Source organism: Trichocoleus sp. DQ-U1 (assembly GCF_039961925.1).
In the GTDB taxonomy this organism is placed as follows: Bacteria; Cyanobacteriota; Cyanobacteriia; order Cyanobacteriales; family FACHB-T130; genus FACHB-T130.
The window spans coordinates 92,609-114,667 of record NZ_JAMPKB010000012.1 but is presented as its reverse complement, the minus strand read 5'-3'; the positions used below and the strand labels follow the sequence as shown (position 1 = coordinate 114,667).

The 22,059-nt window shown below is 46.7% G+C and carries 15 protein-coding genes and 1 pseudogene; 11 read left to right on the top strand and 5 right to left on the bottom strand.

Going from position 1 to position 22,059, the window contains the following annotated elements:
• The 3 genes and pseudogenes from NDI34_RS07655 to NDI34_RS07645 form a co-directional block, all read left to right on the top strand.
• Positions 1-101 (top strand): annotated as a pseudogene (locus tag NDI34_RS07655) (IS5/IS1182 family transposase); the annotation flags it as partial.
• A 62-nt stretch (positions 102-163) separates the two neighbouring features.
• Positions 164-946 carry an ABC transporter permease gene (locus NDI34_RS07650; protein ID WP_190410112.1) on the top strand — a complete coding sequence of 261 codons (783 nt, stop codon included), beginning with the start codon at positions 164-166 and terminating at the stop codon, positions 944-946.
• Between the two features lie 110 nt (positions 947-1,056).
• Positions 1,057-1,926, top strand: coding sequence for an aldo/keto reductase (locus NDI34_RS07645; protein ID WP_190535214.1), 870 nt, complete (start codon positions 1,057-1,059; stop codon positions 1,924-1,926).
• A gap of 184 nt (positions 1,927-2,110) precedes the next feature.
• On the opposite strand, the gene NDI34_RS07640 is transcribed toward NDI34_RS07645, so the two are convergent.
• The gene (locus tag NDI34_RS07640; protein WP_348232321.1) at positions 2,111-2,866 is read right to left on the bottom strand and encodes a ferritin-like domain-containing protein; all 756 of its coding nucleotides are present in this window, start codon (positions 2,864-2,866) and stop codon (positions 2,111-2,113) included.
• A 337-nt stretch (positions 2,867-3,203) separates the two neighbouring features.
• Between NDI34_RS07640 and NDI34_RS07635 the strand changes: the two genes are divergently transcribed.
• The 4 genes from NDI34_RS07635 (at position 3,204) to NDI34_RS07620 (ending at position 7,526) form a co-directional block, all read left to right on the top strand.
• On the top strand, positions 3,204-3,914 hold the full coding sequence (locus NDI34_RS07635; protein ID WP_348232320.1) for a DUF2259 domain-containing protein: 711 nt from the start codon (positions 3,204-3,206) through the stop codon (positions 3,912-3,914).
• Between the two features lie 32 nt (positions 3,915-3,946).
• Complete coding sequence (locus tag NDI34_RS07630) at positions 3,947-5,542, top strand: gamma-glutamyltransferase family protein (RefSeq protein ID WP_348232319.1); 1,596 nt, start codon at positions 3,947-3,949, stop codon at positions 5,540-5,542.
• A 123-nt stretch (positions 5,543-5,665) separates the two neighbouring features.
• Positions 5,666-6,361, top strand: a complete 696-nt coding sequence (locus tag NDI34_RS07625; RefSeq protein ID WP_190527026.1) for a fasciclin domain-containing protein — start codon at positions 5,666-5,668, stop codon at positions 6,359-6,361.
• Between the two features lie 448 nt (positions 6,362-6,809).
• On the top strand, positions 6,810-7,526 hold the full coding sequence (locus tag NDI34_RS07620) for a heme oxygenase (biliverdin-producing) (RefSeq protein WP_190429697.1): 717 nt from the start codon (positions 6,810-6,812) through the stop codon (positions 7,524-7,526).
• Between the two features lie 142 nt (positions 7,527-7,668).
• Here the strand turns inward: NDI34_RS07620 and NDI34_RS07615 are convergent, their stop codons facing one another.
• Complete coding sequence (locus NDI34_RS07615; protein WP_190687861.1) at positions 7,669-8,130, bottom strand: DUF4332 domain-containing protein; 462 nt, start codon at positions 8,128-8,130, stop codon at positions 7,669-7,671.
• Positions 8,131-8,442: 312 nt separating this feature from the next.
• Between NDI34_RS07615 and NDI34_RS07610 the strand changes: the two genes are divergently transcribed.
• Positions 8,443-8,862, top strand: a complete 420-nt coding sequence (locus NDI34_RS07610) for a DUF2267 domain-containing protein (protein ID WP_190429698.1) — start codon at positions 8,443-8,445, stop codon at positions 8,860-8,862.
• An 881-nt stretch (positions 8,863-9,743) separates the two neighbouring features.
• On the opposite strand, the gene NDI34_RS07605 is transcribed toward NDI34_RS07610, so the two are convergent.
• A complete protein-coding gene (locus tag NDI34_RS07605; protein ID WP_348232318.1) occupies positions 9,744-12,947 on the bottom strand; it encodes a DUF4157 domain-containing protein in 3,204 nt (1,067 codons plus the stop codon).
• Between the two features lie 763 nt (positions 12,948-13,710).
• Between NDI34_RS07605 and cobW the strand changes: the two genes are divergently transcribed.
• Positions 13,711-14,760, top strand: a complete 1,050-nt coding sequence (gene cobW, locus NDI34_RS07600) for a cobalamin biosynthesis protein CobW (protein ID WP_348232317.1) — start codon at positions 13,711-13,713, stop codon at positions 14,758-14,760.
• Positions 14,761-15,063: 303 nt separating this feature from the next.
• Here cobW and NDI34_RS07595 read toward each other — a convergent pair whose 3' ends face one another.
• Together NDI34_RS07595 and mfd are read right to left on the bottom strand one after the other, a co-directional pair.
• Positions 15,064-15,426: a Mo-dependent nitrogenase C-terminal domain-containing protein gene (locus NDI34_RS07595; protein WP_190410141.1), complete on the bottom strand. Its 363-nt coding sequence runs from the start codon at positions 15,424-15,426 to the stop codon at positions 15,064-15,066.
• 589 nt (positions 15,427-16,015) lie between these two features.
• Complete coding sequence (gene mfd / locus NDI34_RS07590; protein WP_348232328.1) at positions 16,016-19,513, bottom strand: transcription-repair coupling factor; 3,498 nt, start codon at positions 19,511-19,513, stop codon at positions 16,016-16,018.
• Between the two features lie 281 nt (positions 19,514-19,794).
• Between mfd and NDI34_RS07585 the strand changes: the two genes are divergently transcribed.
• Both NDI34_RS07585 and NDI34_RS07580 read left to right on the top strand, forming a co-directional pair.
• On the top strand, positions 19,795-21,117 hold the full coding sequence (locus NDI34_RS07585) for a hemolysin family protein (RefSeq protein ID WP_348232316.1): 1,323 nt from the start codon (positions 19,795-19,797) through the stop codon (positions 21,115-21,117).
• Between the two features lie 177 nt (positions 21,118-21,294).
• Positions 21,295-22,059 (top strand): class I SAM-dependent methyltransferase, encoded by a 765-nt coding sequence (locus NDI34_RS07580; RefSeq protein WP_348232315.1) that lies wholly within the window; start codon positions 21,295-21,297, stop codon positions 22,057-22,059.

Below are 22,059 nucleotides of genomic sequence, written 5' to 3'. Positions count from 1 at the left end.
AACTCAAGCAGTATCGAGCGATTGCAACGCGCTACGACAAGCGTGCGGTTAACTTTCTCGGTGCGATTCACCTCGCTGCTACGGTCATCTGGTTGAATTGATGACACGCCCTAGGACTAAATCGCGTTACTTTCAAATTGGCACACCTTGCAACCTTGAGAAGATGCAACGATATCTACGGGTACTAAAGCTATTTTGGAGTACAGCGATCGCTGCCGAACTTGAATACCGGGTTAATTTTGTTCTAGCAGCACTCAGTAGTTTGGGAAACCTAGCCGGTAGTATGTTTGGGTTGTCCTTGTTTTACCGCAATGGTTACACCTTTGAAGGGTGGAAATGGGAGGAAGCTTTGGTTGTGCTAGGAGTTTTTACGATCCTGCAAGGCTTTTCTAATAGCTTTTTGGTGCCTAATTTAAACCGGATTGTCGATCAGGTTCAGCAAGGGACATTAGACTTTGTGCTGCTGAAGCCAATCAGCAGCCAATTTTGGCTTTCTACCCGCGCCTTTTCTCCTTGGGGACTGCCAGATTTAGTCTTTGGAGGGGTGCTGATTGGCTATGCTGGGGCGCGGTTGGGTTTGAGAATCAGCGACTATTTCTTAAGTACGATACCGCTACTATTCGGTTTCGCAATTCTGTACAGCCTGTGGTTTATGCTGGGGGCGACTAGCATCTGGTTTGTGAAAATCTACAACGTCACTGAGGTACTCAGAGGCTTTTTAGAAGCTGGGCGATACCCAATGGTTGCTTATCCCGCTGCTTACCGTTTTTTCTTTACTTTCATAGTGCCAGTAGCGTTTTTAACGACTATCCCAGCGGAGGCGATGCTGGGGCGCGTCGAGGTGGGTTGGATAGTGAGTGCGGGAATTCTGGCGTTGGCGCTATTATTCGCTTCGCGGGTTTTCTGGCGGTTTGCACTGCGATTTTATACGAGTGCGTCGAGTTAGAATTGCCAGAATTTGCGATCGCTTGTTGAGAACTAACCGTCAGACAGACGATTTCCATCCGGCAATCTTCAATCAATTGAAGGGGTAGAAGACGAAAGCAAAATCAAACAATGGAAACGAAAGAACTCGGACATACAGGTGTCAAAATCAGCGCGATCGCACTGGGTGGAATGCCGATGTCTTTAAGTAGCAGACCCCCAGAATCAGAATCCATCAAAGTCATCCATCGCGCCCTCGATTTGGGCGTGACGCTGATTGATACCGCTGATTCCTACTGCAAAGATGAATCAGATAAGCACCACAACGAAGGCTTAATTAGTAAAGCGCTTTCCTCTTATTCAGGTGATAAGAGTAATGTTCTGGTTGCCACTAAGGGCGGACTGATGCGCCCTAACGGTAGCTGGACGCGCAACGGCAACCCCAAACATCTGCGGGAGACAATTCGGATCAGCTTTGAGACTTTGGGGGGAAAGCCGATAGATATTTGGCAATACCACGCACCCGATACAGATTACACGATTGAAGAGTCGCTCAAACCAGCCAAAGAAGCTGTAGAACAAGGGATGATCCGGTTTGTCGGCGTCTCTAACTTTTCAGTAGAGCAAATTAAACGCGCCCGTGATGTGGTTGAGATTGTCTCTGTACAAAATCAGTACAATCCTTGGAATCGTCAGCCGGAAGAGGACGGAGTGCTGGAGTATTGCGAAAAGGAACAACTAACGTTTTTACCTTGGAGTCCGTTGGGTGGTAGCCGTCGCGTGGGCAAACTGGAAGATATTGATGCGATCGCGCAACTTGCCCAAGAAAAAAGCGTTTCTGTCTACAATATTGTCCTAGCATGGCTGCGGGCAAAATCTCCAGCCATTGTGCCTATTCCCGGCGCAAGTAAAGTTTCCAGCATTGAAGACTCTGTGCGTGCTGTCGATGTCAAGCTGTCAGATCGAGAAGTTGCCCAAATCGACCGCGCTACAGCATCCTGATGATTGTAGGGGCTTTCGCATTCCAGCGAAAAAACGCTTGCTGTAACAATAGTTGCTCCGAAGGCTTCGCCCTTCCCACGGCTAGATTGAGGGCGAAGCCTTCGGGTTCAAAATCAGGGTGTGTGATAGAAATGTCCGCCTAAATGCGAAAGCCCTATAGGAAATCAGCGAACGAGAAAATAGGTTAAGCTACCGCTAGTTCTGCTTCCTCAGAAATTTCTGTGGGAACGCCATCCTGAACCAGAGAAGGCATCTGTCCGCTTTTCTGCATCAGATTTGTCACCATTGCCAACAAAGCATTCACCTTGCGAGTCCGCCACGCATCCACCATCTCTTCTACCGCTGCATCTGGGAGGCGACGCTTTAGCGCTTCTAAAAGATAAGCGGCGTGTCCGGTTTCGTCGTGGGCGATACTGAGGAGTCCCTTTTTCAAGCTAGCGCTGTTCGGTTCATCCTCTGGTAACACATTAGCCATGCGAACGAAGTCTTTGCTGGCATCCAGTTCTAGGATATACGTGCTAGCCATGAACACCACCCAGTCAATATTCTGCGGTTTCAAGCTTTCTTGGGAGTATCCTTCAAAGTAAGCTTCAAAAAAGGGACTGCGGCGGCGTTCATCCGGCTTACCCTCTGGCTTGGCTTCAGCGGCTTTCTTGAAGTCAATGACTTGCTTATTCAGCCGCTTCAGCGCTTGGGCAAAAATTTGACCGTGACGCTTTTCATCAGAGGCGTGGCGGGCAAGTTTTTCAGCTAGCCACGTATCGCCTTCAGCAGAGGCGCGATCGCTCAAGGCTTGCAGAAATGGAACTGAACCGGATTCTGCCAGTTGGAACCCGGCGAGGACGTTTGGGCGCGTTAAAGGATCGCGAATTTGGCTGGCACCAATGTAAGCCCCAGCACCCGATCCGGCTAAGTGCAACAGGTATGTAAAAAAGTTCATGCTGAAATTTTCTTGAGTGTTTAGAGCTAACGGATGATATTCTATCGCTGTTTTTTTAAATAGGGGGTTAGAGAGGATGCTTTTGTTGTTGCCAATGTGGGGTTTGCTTGCTGACTCTAAACTCCTAGCTTTATTAAGCAAATATACTAAAAAGCATCCCTCCCAGGAAATATCTATTACAGTTGACTCTAAGGAATTTTAGGGTGCAGAAGCTTCTAGGCTGAGCGGGTAACAGTTTAACAGGAACTGAGTGTTTCGCTAATTTAAAAGAAATTGTCAATCCTCAAGTAAAAATTTAAAATCAAATAATCTCTGCATTCAAAAGAATAAAATTGCCATGAAAAGTTTACCCGTAATTTCACTGAGTTTTGTTGCGTTTGCGACGATTTTCATATCTTCAGACGCACTCGCAGAAATTTTCAAAACCAGTCGTAGACTATCAGGTTTCTCAACTGATAGTCGTCACTATATTTATCTAGAAAGTTATCGAAACCCGATTACGGAAACGCCTAAAGCACAATTGCAAATCGTAAATGCACCTACAAATTCTTGCGTTGAATATGGCTGTATAGAAACAGAAAATACTCAGGAATCTTCAAGCCCAACGACTCAAGCCGCTGAAACAGAATTACTTAAAAAAACTTCGGTAATTCGGTACAAATTAAAATTAAATCGTCCAGCGGCAGGAAGAAGACTGCCTGCTCTTTCTCGCGTCACCAACCCAGATGGAAGTGAAGTTTATACCTTTTTAGTGAAGAATAAGAAAGACCCTCTACAGGTATTAATGCGGCAAAAATATATCCCATCAGTTGCGTATGGAGGAAATGCGGATACAGATCGTGCTGCCCTACAACTTGAGATTATTTACAACAATCGGAGACGTACCCTGAGCAGCCTGAATACATACCGCGATAATACGATGAAATATGCGCTCAGAGAAGTGCGCTTAGCCCCAAATGGACGCAGTGCGGTTATTCTAATGAATACGATCGAACCTGCTGAACAGGGGGCGGTACAGACGACTTTGGTACAGAGTTTCCCGCTTTAATCCAGCTATAAATTGCCCGGTTTAAAAATACAATGCCGCCAGAAAATTTAACCGATTATCCCTACTTTAGTGCCCGACGAGTGGTGATGGGGCAGCGAGGTGCTGTGGCAACTAGCCAACCTCTGGCGGCTTTGGCTGGGATGGAAATGCTGATGGCTGGGGGAAATGCGGTGGATGCAGCGATCGCGATGGCGATCGCGCTGACTGTCGTAGAACCCACCTCCAACGGCATCGGTGCAGACGCTTTCGCTTTAGTTTGGGATGGGCAATTGCACGGATTGAATGCTTCGGGGAAAAGTCCCCAGCATCTCAATCTAGACGCTTTTGCCGGGATGGATCAATTTCCCGATTTGGGTTGGCTGACTGTCACCGTACCGGGCGCGGTGTCGGGATGGCAAAAATTATGCAAGCGTTGGGGAAAGCTACCGTTTGAGCAGCTATTTGTCCCAGCAATTCGATACGCTGAAGAAGGTTTCCCGGTGTCACCGGAGACGGCACGGGCGTGGAAGCGAGCCGAGGCAATCTATTTGCCGCTGATTGCGCCGGAGTTTCAGCCGTTTAAAGAAGTATTTTTTCCAGGAAATCGGGCACCCGCCGCCGGGGAAATTTGGCGGAGTCAGGTTCATGCCAAAACCCTAAGAGCGATCGCCCAAACGGAAGGGGAAAGCTTTTATCGCGGGGAAATTGCCGAAAAAATCGCTAACTTTGCTGCCAAAACCGGCGGTATTTTAACAGCATCTGACTTGGCAACCCACTCCTGTGACTGGGTGCAGCCGATTTTTACTAACTACCGGGGCATTACCGTCTGGGAAATTCCTCCCAATACTCAAGGCATCGCAACGCTAATGGCTTTGAATATTCTCGAAGGTTATCCCCTACCCGATTACCCCCGCGAATCCGTTTCTAGCTACCATCTGCAAATTGAGGCGATGAAGCTGGCTTTTGCCGATTTACATCAATATATTGGAGATCCTCGGTTTATGGAGGTGCCCCTAGAACACCTGCTAAACAAAGCTTATGCTGACGAACGACGCTGTTTGATTGGAAAAGAAGCTGCGATCGCTCAGCCTGGTTTACCCAAGGGAGGCACCGTCTATCTAGCGGCGGCTGACGGCGAACTGATGGTATCTTTTATCCAATCTAACTACAGTGGCTTCGGCAGTGGCATTCTCGTTCCCGATACGGGCATCGCCCTGCAAAACCGGGCATCGGGATTCACGCTAACTCCCGGACATCCAAATCAAGTGGCAGCCGCTAAACGCCCCTTTCACACGATTATTCCCGGCTTTCTGACGCAAGACAATCAACCTTTGGGGCCATTTGGCGTCATGGGGGCACCGATGCAACCGCAGGGACATCTGCAAGTCGTTGTCAACCTCCTAGACTATGGGATGAATCCCCAAGCAGCGCTGGATGCACCGAGATGGCGGTTTGTCGCTGGCAAGACAGTGCTTTTGGAACAGATGGTGCCCCGGAATATCGCTTTAGCGCTCGCTGAACGCGGTCATGATATCCAAATTAGTGCCGAGCCGGGAATGTTTGGCAGAGGTCAGATCATCTTGCGGCAAGGCGGGGTACTGGTTGCCGCCTCCGAACCCCGCGCCGATGGGCTGGCATTAGCCTGGTAACACCTTTCCTTAGAGAGACGCGATCGCGTTTCTAAATACCTCCATAGGCTGAGAGGCTCTTGACCAATTTATTATTAACTTTTGTAAATAGCTCTGTAATTTATCTTTACCAAAAGGCCATTCATGAAAAGTTTAGGAAAACTGTTGTTCAGCGTCATCGGTGTTGGTAGCCTGGTCGTTCTCTCTGCTTGCGGCGGTCAGCCTGGTGCAAACACAGCGAACCAAGCTCCGACGGGCGATTCGACCGCAACAACCGAATCACCAGTTGCTGAAGCTCCTGCAACTACTACTTCACCCAGTGCTGAAGTTTCTCCTACCACCTCCCCTGGTGCGGAAGCCAATGGTGCGGCAACCGAAGACAAAAACCTGGGAGAACTGGCACAAACAGCAGCGAGCAATGGTTCCTTCACCACTCTCACTAAAGCAGTGCAAGCAGCAGGCTTGACTGACCAATTAACCGGAGACAAGCCATACACGGTATTTGCACCGACTGATGCCGCTTTCGCCGCTTTACCAGCCGGTACTGTGGACAAACTCCTGCAACCAGCAAACAAACAAACCCTAGTCAAGCTTCTGAGCTACCATGTGGTGCCAGGTAAAATCTCTTCCACCGAACTAAAATCCGGCGAAGTGAAAACCGTTGAAGGTACCCCCGTTACTGTTAAGGTTGATAGTGCCAGCAGCGAAATCACCATAAACAACGCCAAGGTGATCCAGCCGAATATTCCAGCCAGCAACGGCGTCATCCACGTTGTTGACAAAGTAATTCTGCCTCCGGATATTCAAGCAAGTCTTGGTTCTAGTCAGACAGCACAGTAGGACTTGACACTACCCTGACTGAAGCGGATTTTTCTAGATATCTATCAAAGCCTTCTTTCAATACAGATGTATCTACCTGAATTCCATCGTTTCAAGCTTTGGCATTCAAGCTTTTAAATGTGGGTAACGATGAGGCATCGATTAGCCTTTCAGGGCGGGAAAACCCGCCCTTTTTAGTGGGTTGATTTCCCTAATCCCCAGAAAATGAGAAATTATAAAATGTTTACGGAGAGCCTAGCGGCTGCTTTGTAGCGACGTTTTAGCCCGATCTAGAATTCCAAATCGTCGCTGCCTTGCTTCCCGGTGACTTAGCCTCAAGAGCTGCCGATGTTCAAAATTCTTAATGAAAATTCTCAGCAAATCAGTCTAATCTAACGTTTTAGCGGTTTTCAAGCCGTGGAAAAGATCGGTACGCTCCTCCGTAGACTTTAGGGATAAGAAATTTAGCATGAGCAGCAATTTAGCAACCAAATTGCGTGAGGGAACCAAAAAATCTCACACGATGGCGGAAAACGTTGGTTTTGTCAAGTGCTTTTTAAAAGGCGTTGTTGAGAAGAACTCTTACCGGAATTTGGTAAAGAACCTCTACTTCGTCTATTCCGCAATGGAAGAAGAGATGGAAGGGCACCGGCAACACCCCATTCTGTCTAAGATTTATTTCCCCCAACTGAACCGGAAAAAGAGCCTAGAACAAGACCTCGCTTACTACTACGGCACCAACTGGCGCGAACAAATCTCTGCCTCGCCTGCTGCTGAAGAATACATCCAGCGCATCCGCGAAGTCTCGACTTCAGCCCCAGAAATGTTAGTTGCCCATTCCTATACCCGCTACCTTGGCGACTTATCCGGCGGTCAAATCCTCAAGGGCATTGCTCAACGGGCGATGAACCTCACGGATGGGCAAGGGACAGCTTTCTACGAATTTCAAGAAATTGACGATGAAAAGGCGTTCAAGGCAACTTATCGCCAAGCCATGAACGATCTGCCCATTGATGACGCCACAGCAGACAAGATTGTGGATGAAGCCAATGATGCTTTTGCCATGAATATGAAGCTGTTCCAAGAATTAAATGGCAACTTGATCAAGGCAATTGGTCAGATGTTGTTCAACACGCTGACACGCAAACGCACTCGCGGCAGCACGGATCTCGCAACTGCCGAATAATAAGTTGACGCTCCCTCAAGACTCTTAGACTACAACACACGATTTTCTACAATCCTGGAGGCTGGGTGATGGTGAAGCCATTATCATCAAGCTTTCAGGATTGTCAGCTTTTATCGGGCATCGTGATGATAGGAAATGTCTCTTAAACGCGACTGCAAGAAGGCGATCGCGTAGCTGCACGCGCTTGGTCAATCCATTGTGCGATCGCGCCCCGCGTGGGACAGAGATCCCGGCGTTGTAGAGTGGCGACTTGGAGCCGCAAAATTTGTTGATGTATCCTTTCAACGGGCGTTTGCGCGAGTTGGGCGCAAGAAGCAATTCCGGCATGAAGCAACAGCCCACAATATTCGCAACCCACACCCGGAAGGCGAGACAAGTCCGCCAAAGCCACCCATTTATTGATGTGTTGAATATGAATCTGTAACTGGGTAGCTAAGGCTTGTCTTTGCACTGGGCTACTGGCTTGCTGGAGTAGTTGCAAAGTGGTTCTTATGCCACAGTCTATTAGTCCAGCTTGATTTTCAGCACTTAATCCAGGCAGTTGCTCGATTCGCCAATTGCTAGAAATGAAGCGATTTGGACGCGAGGGATGAACAGGTTTCATTTTCCGAATTACAAAGTGCATGGACTTTTAAGAAATCTACAAGATTGCAGCGGTTGTATCAGCGCTTCCACACACCGAGAAAGTCACATCCCGCTTGGGAGGTAATATTTTTTACTCTATCAAATGGCTAATAATACAGCAACTAACGATTTAATTGGCTGAAAATTCAGATAAAAGTTACGTAAAATCATTTACTTCTTCAGAGAGACGTAAGAACTAAATTCCTTTTATAAATTAACTAGAGTTTGAGTGTTCCCATTTTGAGAGCGCTTATTTAACCAAGTTTGATAATTTTAGGGTTTGCAGAGAATTATGGCATCACATCACGCATTTTTAGAGAAAGTCAAGGCAAAGGGGAACTTAAACGATCTGGATGAGGCAAAAAATGCGACTGAGGTAGTCTTCCGCACCATGCGCGACGTAATGACGAATGAAGCGGTGGAGCGAGTCGAAGAAGAACTGGACAAGTCAGCAACTGATGAAGTGGAAGATTTGTGGGAAGACACAAATCCAATTGTCAGTTTCTTAAGCAAGATAAGACCCCAGCTAAAAATCAAGCCGGAGAACTTTTTAGTTCGACTGAGGCAAGAGGGCAACTTACCCGGAAGAGACGCAGAAACAATTATTAAAGCCGTATTTTCTGCAACCAAAGAGGAGCTGTCTTCGGAACGAATTCAGGAAGTTGCTAGCTATCTCCCAGGTGAAATTCAAGAGATGTGGCAACAAGCTTAATCAAGTAGGATGGCACAAATCAACCTGATTTAATAAGACGGTTCATAGTTCATTGAGGGATAGAAAATTATTTGCGAACTATGAACCACGAAGCGCAAGCGTGAGTCATCTTTATCTTTAGCCAGTAGCTTATAACTCATCCAAAAAGTCCTTGGCTTAAGTGAATATCTGCGTTCATCTGTGGTTTATAGCGGTTCTCACTACTGGCATCCAATACAACTTAGAGTAGGCGCATAGCTTCACAACGCGCCTACGAGTGTATTTCGCTCAAATTGAGAACCGCTATAAACACTTTTTATCTTATTTTGCTTTTGCGGATAGGCTCTAATAACCGATCGCCTAGGGTGCGTTAGAATTACGTTGCGCCAAATTGCTACCGCTTGCGGGTGGTTTTTGGCTTTTTGGACAGTTGTAGCTTGTTGAATTAGCTGTTCAATAAGAGAAGCATTTGTGATTTGGGGAACTGTAAGCAAAGATAAACGGAGCAGCAGAGTCAAGAACTGGAGCCATCGCATCCTCTGCTGATTCCTCAACAAAGTAAACGCGATCGCATTTCGTAGGGTACATTGAGACGCACCCTACAAAATCAGCGATCGCACTATGCTATTGCTTAAATTGTTGTTCTGTGGAGGTGAGCGCTCGCAATATTTTCTGGAATTAAGTTGGGATGACGATAAAGACTTACCGGATGATGTGGAGTGAAGGCGATTAATCTTTTTTGGAGGAGTAGAGGAGTTGAGGCAAGGTCTTTTCTTGTCAAGAACACGGTTCATATTCTCAGAGTACCCAACTCCCTGGAGTTTAGACTAATGCCACAGTAGTGCTTTTTCAGGAAAATTGTCGCCTAAATTCCCTACATATAGCGTGGTTTTTGATTGAGTCTAAAATTCAGAACTCCGCTCAGCTACTTTTTTATATGACTCAATGACATTTTTCAAATTAGCAATACCCTCCTCGAAAACATTAGTTTTTCCAAAAACTTTGGCGTATTCTTTATGTTCCAGTACATTATTCACTATCTTTTCTATCTGCTCTATTAACTTATTCAAGGCATATATATCAGCTTCTAATTTTGCCGTTACTTCTAAGAGAATCTTACCAAAAGCTTTCAGTTTTTCAAGAGGAACTGAATCTATAGCATCAATACTGTTTACGATTGTGTCGAGGTATTTGTTGAGGAAATTGGTTCTCCTTTCGAGAGTAAATTCATTATTTATAATAAGTTGCTTAAAGCGGGCTACCTGCACGGGATACATCGCCTTACTTCTAATCCTTTCATGATTAATGACTGAAATTTCCTTTTCTGCCTCATTTAACAACTTGTCTGATACATTAGAGCCGTTAGTTGCCATAGGTGTAGCGATTTGTTCCCGAACCTTGCCTTTAATGCGTCTTGCTTTCCAGTTCTTGAGCTGACTAAATCTATGATTGCTACCTTCGATTTGCTCTGTATCTTTAATTTCTTGCGCTGATTTCAAAAGCTCATCTACCTCAATCTTTTCTAACGATTCAAATTTACTAGGTAGTTCATTAATTAGCTTTTGTAGAACCTTCAAATTTTTAGCTTGTTGCTGTTCTCGAACAATTTGTTGCCGTTCTTGAACAATTTTTTGGCGCTCTGGTCGAAGTTGGGTCGAGCGTTTCTTGATAGCTTCTATAAACTCTGGATTGTCCATGATACTTGGAGCATCGCCCTGTTTTTCACGTTCCTTCTTTAGCTCCTCCTGACGCTCTTTGTCACGTTCTCCCAAAATTTCGTGGACATTAATATAGTTTGTAAAAAGATCTGGTCGGTTTGTAGGGGAGTCAACACCTAAAATATTGTATAGCTGACTAGGTGCAACTTTTTCGTCTGAATCCTGTCTTGTTTGTTGCCTTATTTTTGACTTATATTCATCTTTTGTTGCTTGGCTGCTTTCAGGATCGAGAACCTCATCTTTATCTCTAGCATTGTATAAGTCAAATACTTCTCGGAGGGAGATTCCACCATATTGCTCTGCTTCCCTAATTAGAAACTGAATATCTTCTAAGTTACGTAAAGCTTTTGCTTCATCAAATACCTGTTGCTTTTGCTTATCTTTTGGTTTATTGTCAGATTTATCTTTGTACGTAGCTGCCTTAAGTACTTTTTTTAAGTGTTCCCCATCCATTTCCAAAATGCGTTTTTTAGTATCCTCAGTAAGAAGTTTATTGGCGTTAGGTAATCCAACGGGAAATGAGCTTGAATATACTTCAGTATTATTCCTATCTACTTTTCCTATCCCATAATCATCATTATCAATTTTTTGTAAATTACCCTGATTAAACATATATTGAGTATAAGAACCATCTTGATACTGAAACAGCATATCGAGGATGACTACATCCTGAATTTGCTGCTCATCTACATCCAGCTCCTGAGTTTTCTCGCTTGTAAATTTTTCATAAGCTTCAGATGCTTTTTGATTAAATCCAAATTCTTTTTTGAGTTGATTTTGTTTTTCCTCTGAAATATTGGCTATAGATTTCCCTGTCTTCTCTTTTACAAAATTTTCAAAAGCTGTATTTATTTCTTGAAAATCGGGAAAGCTTTCTGCTATTTCACGCATCTTTTTGCTGCCATCTTTTCCTGGTGCTAGATTAGAAAGGACATTATTCTGTTTGTTCTGTCTATTATTATCTATCTGGCTCTCTTGCGGCATTGATGTAGAAAGCGGCATATGCGTAAATCCCAACTCATGAGCAACTAAAGGGATATATATAGCTCGCTTACGTTCGGCTTTTCGTTCATCATAATCTCTTTCACCAAGGTTTTCTTTCTTAATTACATGAGTGGCAGGATCGCTATCTGAACTTCCTGATTTTTTATAGGGAACCACTGTCCCAAAAGTCCCTTTACCTACGGGCCAAATACTTGCTTGTTTGAGGATATCTTTCCCAGTTAATTGTTCAAGTTCTTGATATGCTTTAAGCGTTTCTGGATTTTGTAGAGTTTTTAGAAACTCATTCGTTCCTTCTGTTCGTCCCAGATTAGTCAAGGTTATGTCTTGTTCGGAATCGCTAGGTTGTTTTGCTCTTTTCTGCTTCCTGTTATAAGGCGTTAAACCTTCTGGTCTCGGATTTTTCTTCACCCATTCTGCTGCTTCTTCCTTCCCCTTTCCTTGCTCCACACGCTGAATTTTGGCATTTTGCGTATTCTGCTGCACCACATGAGTCAACTCATGAGCAAGCAACTCCTGCCCTCCCCGACTCCCCGGATCGTATGCCCCCTGGCGAAAGAAGACATCCTGCCCCGTTGTAAATGCCTTCGCCTGAATGGATTGATTCATCTGGTCAGACTGAGCATCTGTATGAACCTTGACGCCACTGAAGTCAGCCCCAAATGCCTGTTCCATCGGTTCTCGGATATTGTCCGAGAGTGATTGTCCCCCACCTTTAGCCTGTTGAATAGATGATTCTAAGTCAGGCGTAGCCGCCATTGGTTCACTATCTGATTTACGCTGCATCTGAAGTTCTTCATCTTCGGGCATTTCCTCGCGCTGGAGAGTGCTAGATGCGGGTTTCATCTGAAGTTCTTCATCTTCATTTTCAGGCATCTCCTCACGCTGGAGAGTGCTAGATGCGGGTTTCATCTGAAGTTCTTCCTCTTCGGGCATCTCCTCGCGCTGGAGAGTACCGGATGCGGGTTTCATCTGAAGTTCTTCCTCTTCAGGCATCTCCTCGCGCTGGAGAGTTTCACCTTGAGATGATTGCTTGGAAACTGGTGCGTTAATCTGATTTACGACTCGCTGTGCCGTTTGGTCAGCTTCCTGCTCATATTGATCTCCGGGCTGACCAATGGTAAGCTTCGCTTGAATCGGTTCTAGCTCCTCTTTGCCCGACTCTTCCTGACGCTGGACTACTCCTGCCCCTGACAGACTCCGCATCAAGTTATTATTAGTCGCCCAATTAGCGGGTAGTGGAGTGTAACTTGGTAGTTCCTGCTCTTGTGGCGACGCAGAAACTGGTTTAGCTTGCACTGGCATCGCAGGGGTAGTCCAGCGAGAATCTTTTTTATGGATGTGAGAATTCCCAGAGGAGCGTTTGGAGACTCGTTCGTAAGCCATAAATTATTGACCTCTACGTGCCAGTGTCAGGAATTTTTTCAATAATATCTTTAGATAAATGGATTGAGTATTCATGTGCATGAATATTAATATTTTCTCATCAAAACAAGTAAAAATAATGACCTCAATATCTTTCTTTGAACTAAAAAAATAAGTAGCTATGTATACAAATTTTCAATATTTTTTCGTGTAAACAAGTAAAAATCATTGGCTTGAATGACGCTTCTGTACCAGCGGTGCAGGAGAAGTGGTGATGATGAAACATAGGCGGCAAGCGGCTAAAAGCGAGTATTTGGAATTGGAGCGATCGCTTACTGATGCTGAGGGAAAAAGCTGGAGCTAATATAGAGCCACCTGTATTCACCATCAACTATCTTTAAGCTTGTGAAGGGCTATCCATTCACATTGCACCGGCTGATGGCGATAACTGTATCTTATTTGTTGTTAATAGACTCGCATCGCCAAAAGAACAATCAGATTGCCTGTCAAGGTAGTACGGAAAAGCCTCTTATTTTTGAAATAGCTGCTACACAAGGGGTTCAAGCATTTAGTTTTTATATTTTTCTAATGATGAGATTCTGCTGGGGAAGGACATCCAGAATTTAGCTGCGATCGCCCTGGAACGACCGCGCCATCCACCTAAATTTCAGCTTTCAGCCTAGAATAGTCAATCGTGTACACAAGGCACTTGTAAAGAAACAGAGATACACCCTCACTGCCTTGGTACTGAATGATTAATTCAAAACTCAAAACCTTTCCAACAATGGCTACCAAAATTCCCGTCACTGTCATCACCGGCTTCTTAGGGAGTGGTAAAACAACTCTGATTCGCCACCTGCTACAGAACAATCAAGGACGCCGCATCGCTGTTTTAGTCAACGAATTTGGCGAATTGGGGATTGATGGCGAATTGCTGCGTTCTTGTGGCTACTGTCCAGAAGAAGAAGCCGACAGCACCAGCAACATTGTTGAATTAACCAATGGTTGCTTGTGCTGTACGGTTCAGGAAGAATTTTTGCCGACGATGCTATCTCTGCTGAAGCGCAGAGATAGCCTGGACTGCATTTTAGTGGAGACATCGGGATTGGCGTTACCGAAGCCGCTGGTGAAGGCGTTTCGCTGGCCCGAAATTCGCAACGCAGCAACGGTAGATGCTGTGATTACCGTCGTGGATTGCGAAGCGGTGGCGGCGGGAACCTTTGCCAGCGATCCCGAAGCGGTGGACGCACAGCGCCAGGAAGATCCCAATCTGGAACACGAAACCCCATTGCAAGAACTTTTTGAAGATCAGCTGGCGTGTGCCGATTTGGTGGTGTTGAATAAAACCGATCTGGTGAACGCTACGCAGCAAGCTGAGGTCGTGAAGTTGGTTGAACGAGAACTGTCTCGTGCTGTCAAGATGGTACCGAGCGATCGCGGAAAATTAGATCCGGAGGTTCTCCTGGGCTTTCAGAGTGCCGTAGAAGACAACTTAGATAATCGTCCCAGTCATCACGACACTGAAGAAGACCACGATCACGACGAAGAAATTACCTCAACTCAGGTGATTTTAAACCGTACTTTCGATCCCCAGAAGCTGCAAGAACAGTTGGAAGCGTTGGTGCAACAACAGGAAATTTATCGAATCAAGGGATTTGTGGCAGTTCCCAACAAAGCGATGCGGCTGGTATTGCAAGGAGTGGGAACGAGATTCGATCAATTTTATGACCGTCCTTGGCAACCACAGGAAACCCGGCAAACTCAGTTAGTCTTTATTGGTCAGAAGCTCAATCCCGATGAAATTGAGTTGCAGTTGGCAGCGTTACCTGGCTAAAATCTTTCATCTTGCAAGTGCAAGGCATCCTGGCGGGAGTTACTCAAGTCGCCTTTGGCCTTTTGCACTAGCCTTCCATCTTCCGGCGTTACAGTGACATCCTCTTCTAAAAACTAGCAAGTTTCCGGATCGTCGTAGGTTTAGGAAAATTCGGAAACTTCTTTCATCCAAATGGGTCTAGCGGAGACGCCCAACTGGGTGAGATGCGATTGACTCGGCTGATGCTGAACCTTTACCTTTACCGTCATCTGGCGATCGCCAGAAAGCGTATGCTTGCCTTAGCACAAATTGCTCTAGTTTTTTCTAGATGTAGGACTGGATATCCACACCACATTGATCGACTAGATAACAAAGCGCCCGAAAACGCAATCCTACCAGTTGGTCATAAAACGGATTCAGTTTGCACAACGGAGGAATATGTCCTACTTTGTGACCAAATAGCTTGATATCACGCTCAAAGGGGCACTGTGCCGGAATCGCCTTTGCGAGAAGCTCAGCCATCTGACGGTCAGAAATCGCAATTCCGTCCAGCCATTGACGGAGTGGGCGCAGGATATCGAATTGCTGCTTTTTAGGCGAGCGAACGACTTTAGCTGCTTGTACGCTTTCTGCTGAAGCGAGTGCAATACTTTCTAGGGTATTCGGCTGTTTGTCTGTGCAGATCATACTCATTAGGTTCACCCTTGTGTTTTCCAATTGCTTGAGTATTTGCTCATCCCTATTTCCAAGATACAAACCCTAAAGAAATGTTTCATAAAACTACGAACAAATTCTATCAGGATTTTTAAAGATTTGATGAAATAATCACCAATTAAACAAATGCCACGTCAAAATACCTAAGCTAGGCTTGCTTAGAGACTGAATTAAGTTTATTTCTCGACTGGTTGAAATCATGAAATGCCAGCTCAAGCCAATTTTAGAAGAACAGAATTAGATAAGTTAAACAAATGTTCCGATAATTCTGATCTAGGAGATTTACAGAGTTAGCTTGGCTGTACTGCATTCATTAATTACATTAAAACTAAGTATTCAGTCAAAGCGGAAGTACCCAACGAGGTAATTTTTTTCAGTGCAATTTGTTCATTATCTTTCCTGAGATTGATAGAGGATTGGTAGCAAAAATAACAAAAAATTTGCAGGGAGACAGGAAGAGGTTTTGACACTACCGATTTGCCCGATCTAATAGCAGACAAACTTAAAGACAAATTTCAACTCTTCGACCCTGCAAACCGAGCTGTCAGTACTGATATGTAAATTAGACGAGTGCCGGTTCTGGGAGTGCCCCTTGCATCTTACCCAACCAAGTAATCAGATGTTCCGTCTGCTGCTCGGCAGGCAAGACGCCCAAACCGCGAACGGTGACTTTACCGGAGGTGTAGACAAAGCGAGTTTTCAGGTGTTCTGGCAGATTATCTTTGAGCAGGTTCCAGGCGGGTTCCTCCATCGGTGTCTCTAGGATAACGTGTTGTTTGCTTTCTGGTTTGATCCGGCTGAAGCCGAGTTTTTTCGCCAGTTGTTTCAGTTCCATTACCCGCAGCAACTGAGTTGCTGATTTAGGGATACTCCCGTAGCGATCGCTCCATTCTGCGGCAATACTCACTAATTCTTCCTTAGAATTCGCCGCAGCCACTGCACGGTAAGCGCTCATCTTTTGATCCAAATCGGTGATGTAGTCTGCGGGGATAAACGCCGTCAGCTGCAAGTCAATCTGCGTATCGTCAACTTGGGGAATTTCCTGTCCGCGAATTTCGCGAATCGCTTCCTCCAACATTTCCATATAAAGGTCGAAACCAATGGCATCCATCTGTCCCGATTGTTCCGCACCCAATAAGTTACCGACGCCCCGAATTTCCATATCGCGCGTGGCAAGTTGATAGCCAGAACCCAATTGGGTGAATTCCTGAATGGCTCGTAACCGTTGCCGTGCGGCATCTGAGAGCGCCTTGTGCTTGGGATAAAATAGCCATGCGTGAGCTTGGATGCCAGCACGTCCCACCCGTCCGCGCAATTGGTATAGCTGGGATAGACCAAATTTATGGGCATCTTCAATCAGGATCGTGTTGACTCTGGGGATATCTAAGCCGGATTCAATAATCGTGGTACAGACGAGGATATCCGCTTCGCCAGCGCTGAAGGCAAGCATCGTCGCTTCTAACTCAGATTCGTCTAATTGACCGTGAGCGATCGCTAGTCTGGTTCCTGGGACCATTTCTCGCAGCTTCGTAGCCGTTTCTTCAATTCCCTCGACTCGCGGGACGACATAAAACACCTGTCCCCCCCGGTCGAGTTCTTGACGAATCGCCGTGCGGATCGCTTCGGGATCGTAGGATGCCAGGTGAGTTTTAATCGGACGCCGAGAGGGTGGCGGCGTAGTAATCAAACTCATTTCCCGGATTCCCGACAGTGACATATAAAGGGTTCGGGGAATTGGGGTGGCGGAAAGAGTTAGCACATCCAACTGCGTTCTCAGAGATTTGATTTTTTCCTTCTGGTTAACGCCAAATCGCTGTTCTTCATCCACCACCAACAACCCTAAATCTCGGAAACGAATTTCCTTACTTAAGAGTTGGTGAGTGCCAACGACGACATCTAATTCTCCAGTCGCCAGCCGTTTGATAATATTGCGGCGTTCCTCAGCACTGCGGAAGCGGTTGAGTAAACCCACCTCAATTGGGTAGGGGGCGAAACGCTCTTTTAGGGTGTGGTAGTGCTGCTGAGTCAGAATCGTCGTTGGGGCGAGGAACGCAACTTGCTTCCCGGCGGTAATCGCTTTAAATATGGCGCGGATGGCGACTTCCGTCTTGCCGAAACCGACATCACCGCACACCAACCGATCCATCGGGCGATCGCTTTCCATTTCCCGCTTCACATCCTGCACCGCCTTCAACTGATCCGGCGTCGGTTGATAAGGGAAAGAATCTTCTAATTCTTCTTGCCAAGGCGAATCCGGTGGATAAACGAAACCTTGTTGTTGCGATCGCTGAGCATACAACTTCAGCAAGTCCACCGCCAATTTCTTAATCGCCTTGCGGACTTTATTCTTCGTAGATTCCCACGCCTTCCCGGACATTCTATTGAGTTCCGGCGGTTTCCCCTCCGTGGCGCGAAACCGAGACATCGCCCCGACCTGATCTGCCACTACTCGCAGCAAACCATCTGCGTACTGCACTACCAAATACTCACGGGTTTCGTTATTAACAGTCAGACTTTCCAGCCTGAGAAACTTACCAACCCCGTGATTTCTGTGAACCACATAATCACCGGGGCGCAACTTGTTGGGATCGACTTGCTTAGACGCCGCCCGACGACGCTTGCGGATATAGCTGGGACTTGCCAGAGAATGCTGTCCGAAAAACTCCCTGTCTGTCACCACCACCAATCGGAAGGTTGGCAGGATAAATCCTTCCAGTTCCGCGATCCCCGAATATTTTACCGCCACCGGCGTCTTCTGGATTTGCAACTTGTCAATCGCCGGATAATCGTGGGGATTGGGGACAAATTGCGCCGGACAATCGTGTTCTTGGAGCAACGATACAGAACGGGAAGGCTGTGCAGAAACGATCCAGATCGAGAAACTGCGATCGCGCTCGTTTCGCAAAGTTTCCGCAATTTTAGCAAACTGATGCGGCGTTACCGGAACCGGACGACTAGCCAGATTGAGTGCGGAGGACTGAGGATTGAGGACTGAGGACTCAACCAATTCTGATAAATACAGCCGCTTAAAGCGTTCCGCCGCCGCTAAAGATTCATCAAAATTGCGGTGAATTTTGGGTAATTCCTCCTTCCTATTCGCAATTGCCCATTGTTCTTCAGCGTGTTCCACCCAGCGATCGCTATGGGCGCGACATTGCTCCGGCTCATCAATCGCAATCAGCGTATTTTCCGGCAAATAATCCAACAAAGAAGCCGGTTTCTCAAAAGCCACCCCCAACAACCGCCGCGTACTCTTCTCTGGTTCTTCTTCCCTCTCTTCCCTCTCTTCCTTCGCGACCTTAGCGTCTTGGCGGTTCGTATCTTCTAACGCCGCCCGAACAATCGGACTAAAATCAGTCGGAGTTAGCACCAGCCGCTCAATCTTATCTAGCGATCGCTGCGTCGCCGGATCGAACTCCCGCATCTGATCCAGTTCATCCCCGAACCATTCCAAACGCACCGGCAACTCAGCCGACACCGGGAACACATCGATAATATCTCCGCGGCGACTCCATTGCCCCTCCATTTCCACCAGAGGCACCCGTTCGTATCCCAGAGTCGCCACCTTCTTGCTAAAGGCGTTTAAATCCCAACTCTGTCCGCGTTCCAGCGTGATGCAGAAAGGCTTAAAAGCTTCAGGAGGTGGCAAATGAAGTTGTAGCGCCCGTTCCGTCGCCACAACCGCCATCTTGGCTGAGGACTGAGAACTTCCTGTCGCCTCAGCCTTGACTAAATCTGCCAATACCTGCATCTGCCCCCAAGTCATCTCCGATTCCGGATCGAATGGCTCGTAGGGCGACGCTTCAGAAGTCGGATAAAAATGTACCGTCTGCCAACCCATTGCTTCCAGTTGAGCGCAACAGCGGCTGACTTCCTCCAGGGTGGCACACACCACGAACAAATTCTGTCCTTGGGCTTGCGCGAGGGCAGAAGCCACCAATCCCTTTGGCAAACGGGGAATTCCGTTGAGCTGTAGATACCGTTGTTGGTCGAGCTTAGAAAGGAGTTCTGTCGTGAGAGGCGATCGCCCTAAGGCACGAATAATAGAAGAGAAAGCCATCAGTTGCAGGAAATGCTGAATTCGTTCTGACAAAAAGGCAGGAGTATACCTCCCTACCTCCATCATTTTAGAAGGCAGTTCAAATCGAGACTGCTCTATCGATAGATTTCTGCTTTACACAAAATGCTACTTTCTCTATAGTTACTGCTTTTTTGGGGAACCCCAGCTTTTGATATCGGGGTGGGCACATTGGTTCTCTGGTTTTCTAACCATCCAACTTCGGGTATCGCCCCTACTTCCATCTAAGGCACCGTTCGCCGATATTACTGACACATTGACAAATGACCCCTACTACCGAATTTCTAATTATTTTGCTACTGATCGTTGCCAATGGCATCTTTGTGATGTCAGAGTTAGCTATCGTCTCGGCTAGGAAGGTGAGGCTACAACAGCTGGCTAACCAAGGGGATGTCAAAGCACGCGCTGCCTTGGAACTGGCGAATTCCCCGAATCAGTTTTTGGCAATTGTTCAGGTGGGGATAACCCTCCTAGCGATTATCTCCGGTGCTTTCGGCGAAAAAACCATCGCTAAAAGCCTCACCCCTCTACTAGGGTTGATTGCCTGGATCGCTCCGTATAAAAACGCGATCGCATCAGCGATCGCCATTCTGATCATCACTTATCTGACGCTGATTATTGGCGAACTAGTGCCCAAGCGGCTGGCTTTAAACTATCCAGAACGGATTGCTTCATCTGTTGCTATCCCGATGCGGATGTTGGCTACTATTGCTGCCCCAGTTGTTTATCTATTGAGTACCTCCACAGATATGATGGTGCGGCTGTTGGGCATCAGGCCATCCACCGATGGGGAAATTACCGAACACGATATTACAGCCTTAATCGAGCAAGCCACGGAGGCGGGAACCTTTGAGGAAGCAGAACAAGACATGGTGGAACGAGTGTTTCGCCTGGGAGACCGACCCGTGAGTGCGTTAATGACACCCCGACCGGATATTGTCTGGCTTGACCTAGAAGACTCCCAGGAAGAAAATCAACGCAAGATTATAAACAGCGCCTATTCCCGATTTCCCGTCTGTCAGGGGGCGCTGGATAATGTTTTGGGCATCATTCCCGTGACTGACCTATTAGGGCGCTGTCTGTCCGGACAACAGCTTGACCTAACGCTCTCGTTGAAACAGCCGGTATTTGTGCCTGAAAGTACCGGAGGGCTGAAAGTTCTAGAATTATTCAAGCAAACCGGCACTCACATGGCGCTGGTTGTAGATGAATACGGCGTCACTCAGGGAGTAGTTACGCTCAACGACATCTTAGTAGAAATCGTTGGTGATGTAGAAATCGATAGTACAACATCTCCTCCAGCCGTACAACGCGAAGATGGTTCCTGGTTGATTGATGGAATGTTGTCGGTGGAAGAGTTTTTTGAAATATTAGATATTGAGGAATTGCCGGGAACGCAAAAAGGAAACTATCACACAATGGGCGGTTTTATGATTACCCATTTAGGGAAAATTCCTACGGCTGCCGACCATTTTCATTTGGGTAGTTGGCGTTTTGAAGTGATGGATATGGATGGCAATCGCGTTGATAAGGTGCTGGTGATGCCCGTCTCTAGAGATGCCGCTGATTCCGAGTCTGGCGATTGAGATGCTGAAATTGCTGGGTTGAGCGTGTTTTAACGCTTTGCGTGTTATCGGCATTGCCTGCATCGTGCGTTGATGTTGACACAGAAAGCGATCGCTTCTTAATCCGGTTCGCTTAGAGCTAAAAATACCAATTCCACCGAATTTCCATTCTGCCCACACCTGTTTTAGGAGCCAAAAATGCAGTCAGAAGAAGCAATCCGAGAGCAATTTGACCGCGCCGCAAATGCCTACAGTACATCACCCATTTTCGCACAAGGGCACGATCTGGAGCTGATGGTGCAGGCAGGTGAACCAACAGCAGAGATGAGTGTACTTGATGTAGGGTGTGCGGCAGGACATACGGGGTTTGCTTTCGCCCCCCATGTCCGCGAAGTGATTGGCATCGACTTAAGCCAGAAAATGTTAACAGAGGCATCGCGGCAAGCAATGGCACGAGGCTTAAATAACGTGCATTTTCAGGAAACCAATGTTACAGCACTCCCCTTTTCAAATGAGCAGTTTAATATTGTGACTTGCCGCTATGTCGCTCATCACTTCCCCAGCTTGGCACCCGCGCTGAGTGAGGTTTTTCGAGTGCTAAAACCGGGTGGAAAGTTTCTGGTTGTGGACATTATTTCGCCGGAAGATATTGCACTGGCAGAGTTTATCAATCAGGTGGAGAAACTACGCGATCCTTCTCATAGTTGGGATTGGATGATATCTGAGTGGCAAGCGGCTGGCGAAAGTATTGGGATGCCCTTCACCGCGATACAACAGTGGCATCTGCCGATTGATTTTGCAGATTGGACAGCACGACAGCAGACGCCACCAGACGCAGTTCAAAAACTGGAATTATTACTGGATGATGCTTCTTTACAAGCAAAATCGGTATTCTCCATTGTGGGTGCGCCGCAGCGTTCATTTCGCGAATACTCCGCTCTCCTCCGGGGAACAAAATCATAA

What these genes read in the sequence shown, in the direction of transcription:
- NDI34_RS07650 (WP_190410112.1), top strand. Translation starts at nt 164, where the DNA reads ATGCAACGATATCTACGGGTACTAAAGCTATTTTGGAGTACAGCGATC.
- NDI34_RS07645 (WP_190535214.1), top strand. Translation starts at nt 1,057, where the DNA reads ATGGAAACGAAAGAACTCGGACATACAGGTGTCAAAATCAGCGCGATC.
- NDI34_RS07640 (WP_348232321.1), bottom strand. Translation starts at nt 2,866, where the DNA reads ATGAACTTTTTTACATACCTGTTGCACTTAGCCGGATCGGGTGCTGGG.
- NDI34_RS07635 (WP_348232320.1), top strand. Translation starts at nt 3,204, where the DNA reads ATGAAAAGTTTACCCGTAATTTCACTGAGTTTTGTTGCGTTTGCGACG.
- NDI34_RS07630 (WP_348232319.1), top strand. Translation starts at nt 3,947, where the DNA reads ATGCCGCCAGAAAATTTAACCGATTATCCCTACTTTAGTGCCCGACGA.
- NDI34_RS07625 (WP_190527026.1), top strand. Translation starts at nt 5,666, where the DNA reads ATGAAAAGTTTAGGAAAACTGTTGTTCAGCGTCATCGGTGTTGGTAGC.
- NDI34_RS07620 (WP_190429697.1), top strand. Translation starts at nt 6,810, where the DNA reads ATGAGCAGCAATTTAGCAACCAAATTGCGTGAGGGAACCAAAAAATCT.
- NDI34_RS07615 (WP_190687861.1), bottom strand. Translation starts at nt 8,130, where the DNA reads ATGAAACCTGTTCATCCCTCGCGTCCAAATCGCTTCATTTCTAGCAAT.
- NDI34_RS07610 (WP_190429698.1), top strand. Translation starts at nt 8,443, where the DNA reads ATGGCATCACATCACGCATTTTTAGAGAAAGTCAAGGCAAAGGGGAAC.
- NDI34_RS07605 (WP_348232318.1), bottom strand. Translation starts at nt 12,947, where the DNA reads ATGGCTTACGAACGAGTCTCCAAACGCTCCTCTGGGAATTCTCACATC.
- cobW (WP_348232317.1), top strand. Translation starts at nt 13,711, where the DNA reads ATGGCTACCAAAATTCCCGTCACTGTCATCACCGGCTTCTTAGGGAGT.
- NDI34_RS07595 (WP_190410141.1), bottom strand. Translation starts at nt 15,426, where the DNA reads ATGATCTGCACAGACAAACAGCCGAATACCCTAGAAAGTATTGCACTC.
- mfd (WP_348232328.1), bottom strand. Translation starts at nt 19,513, where the DNA reads ATGGCTTTCTCTTCTATTATTCGTGCCTTAGGGCGATCGCCTCTCACG.
- NDI34_RS07585 (WP_348232316.1), top strand. Translation starts at nt 19,795, where the DNA reads ATGACCCCTACTACCGAATTTCTAATTATTTTGCTACTGATCGTTGCC.
- NDI34_RS07580 (WP_348232315.1), top strand. Translation starts at nt 21,295, where the DNA reads ATGCAGTCAGAAGAAGCAATCCGAGAGCAATTTGACCGCGCCGCAAAT.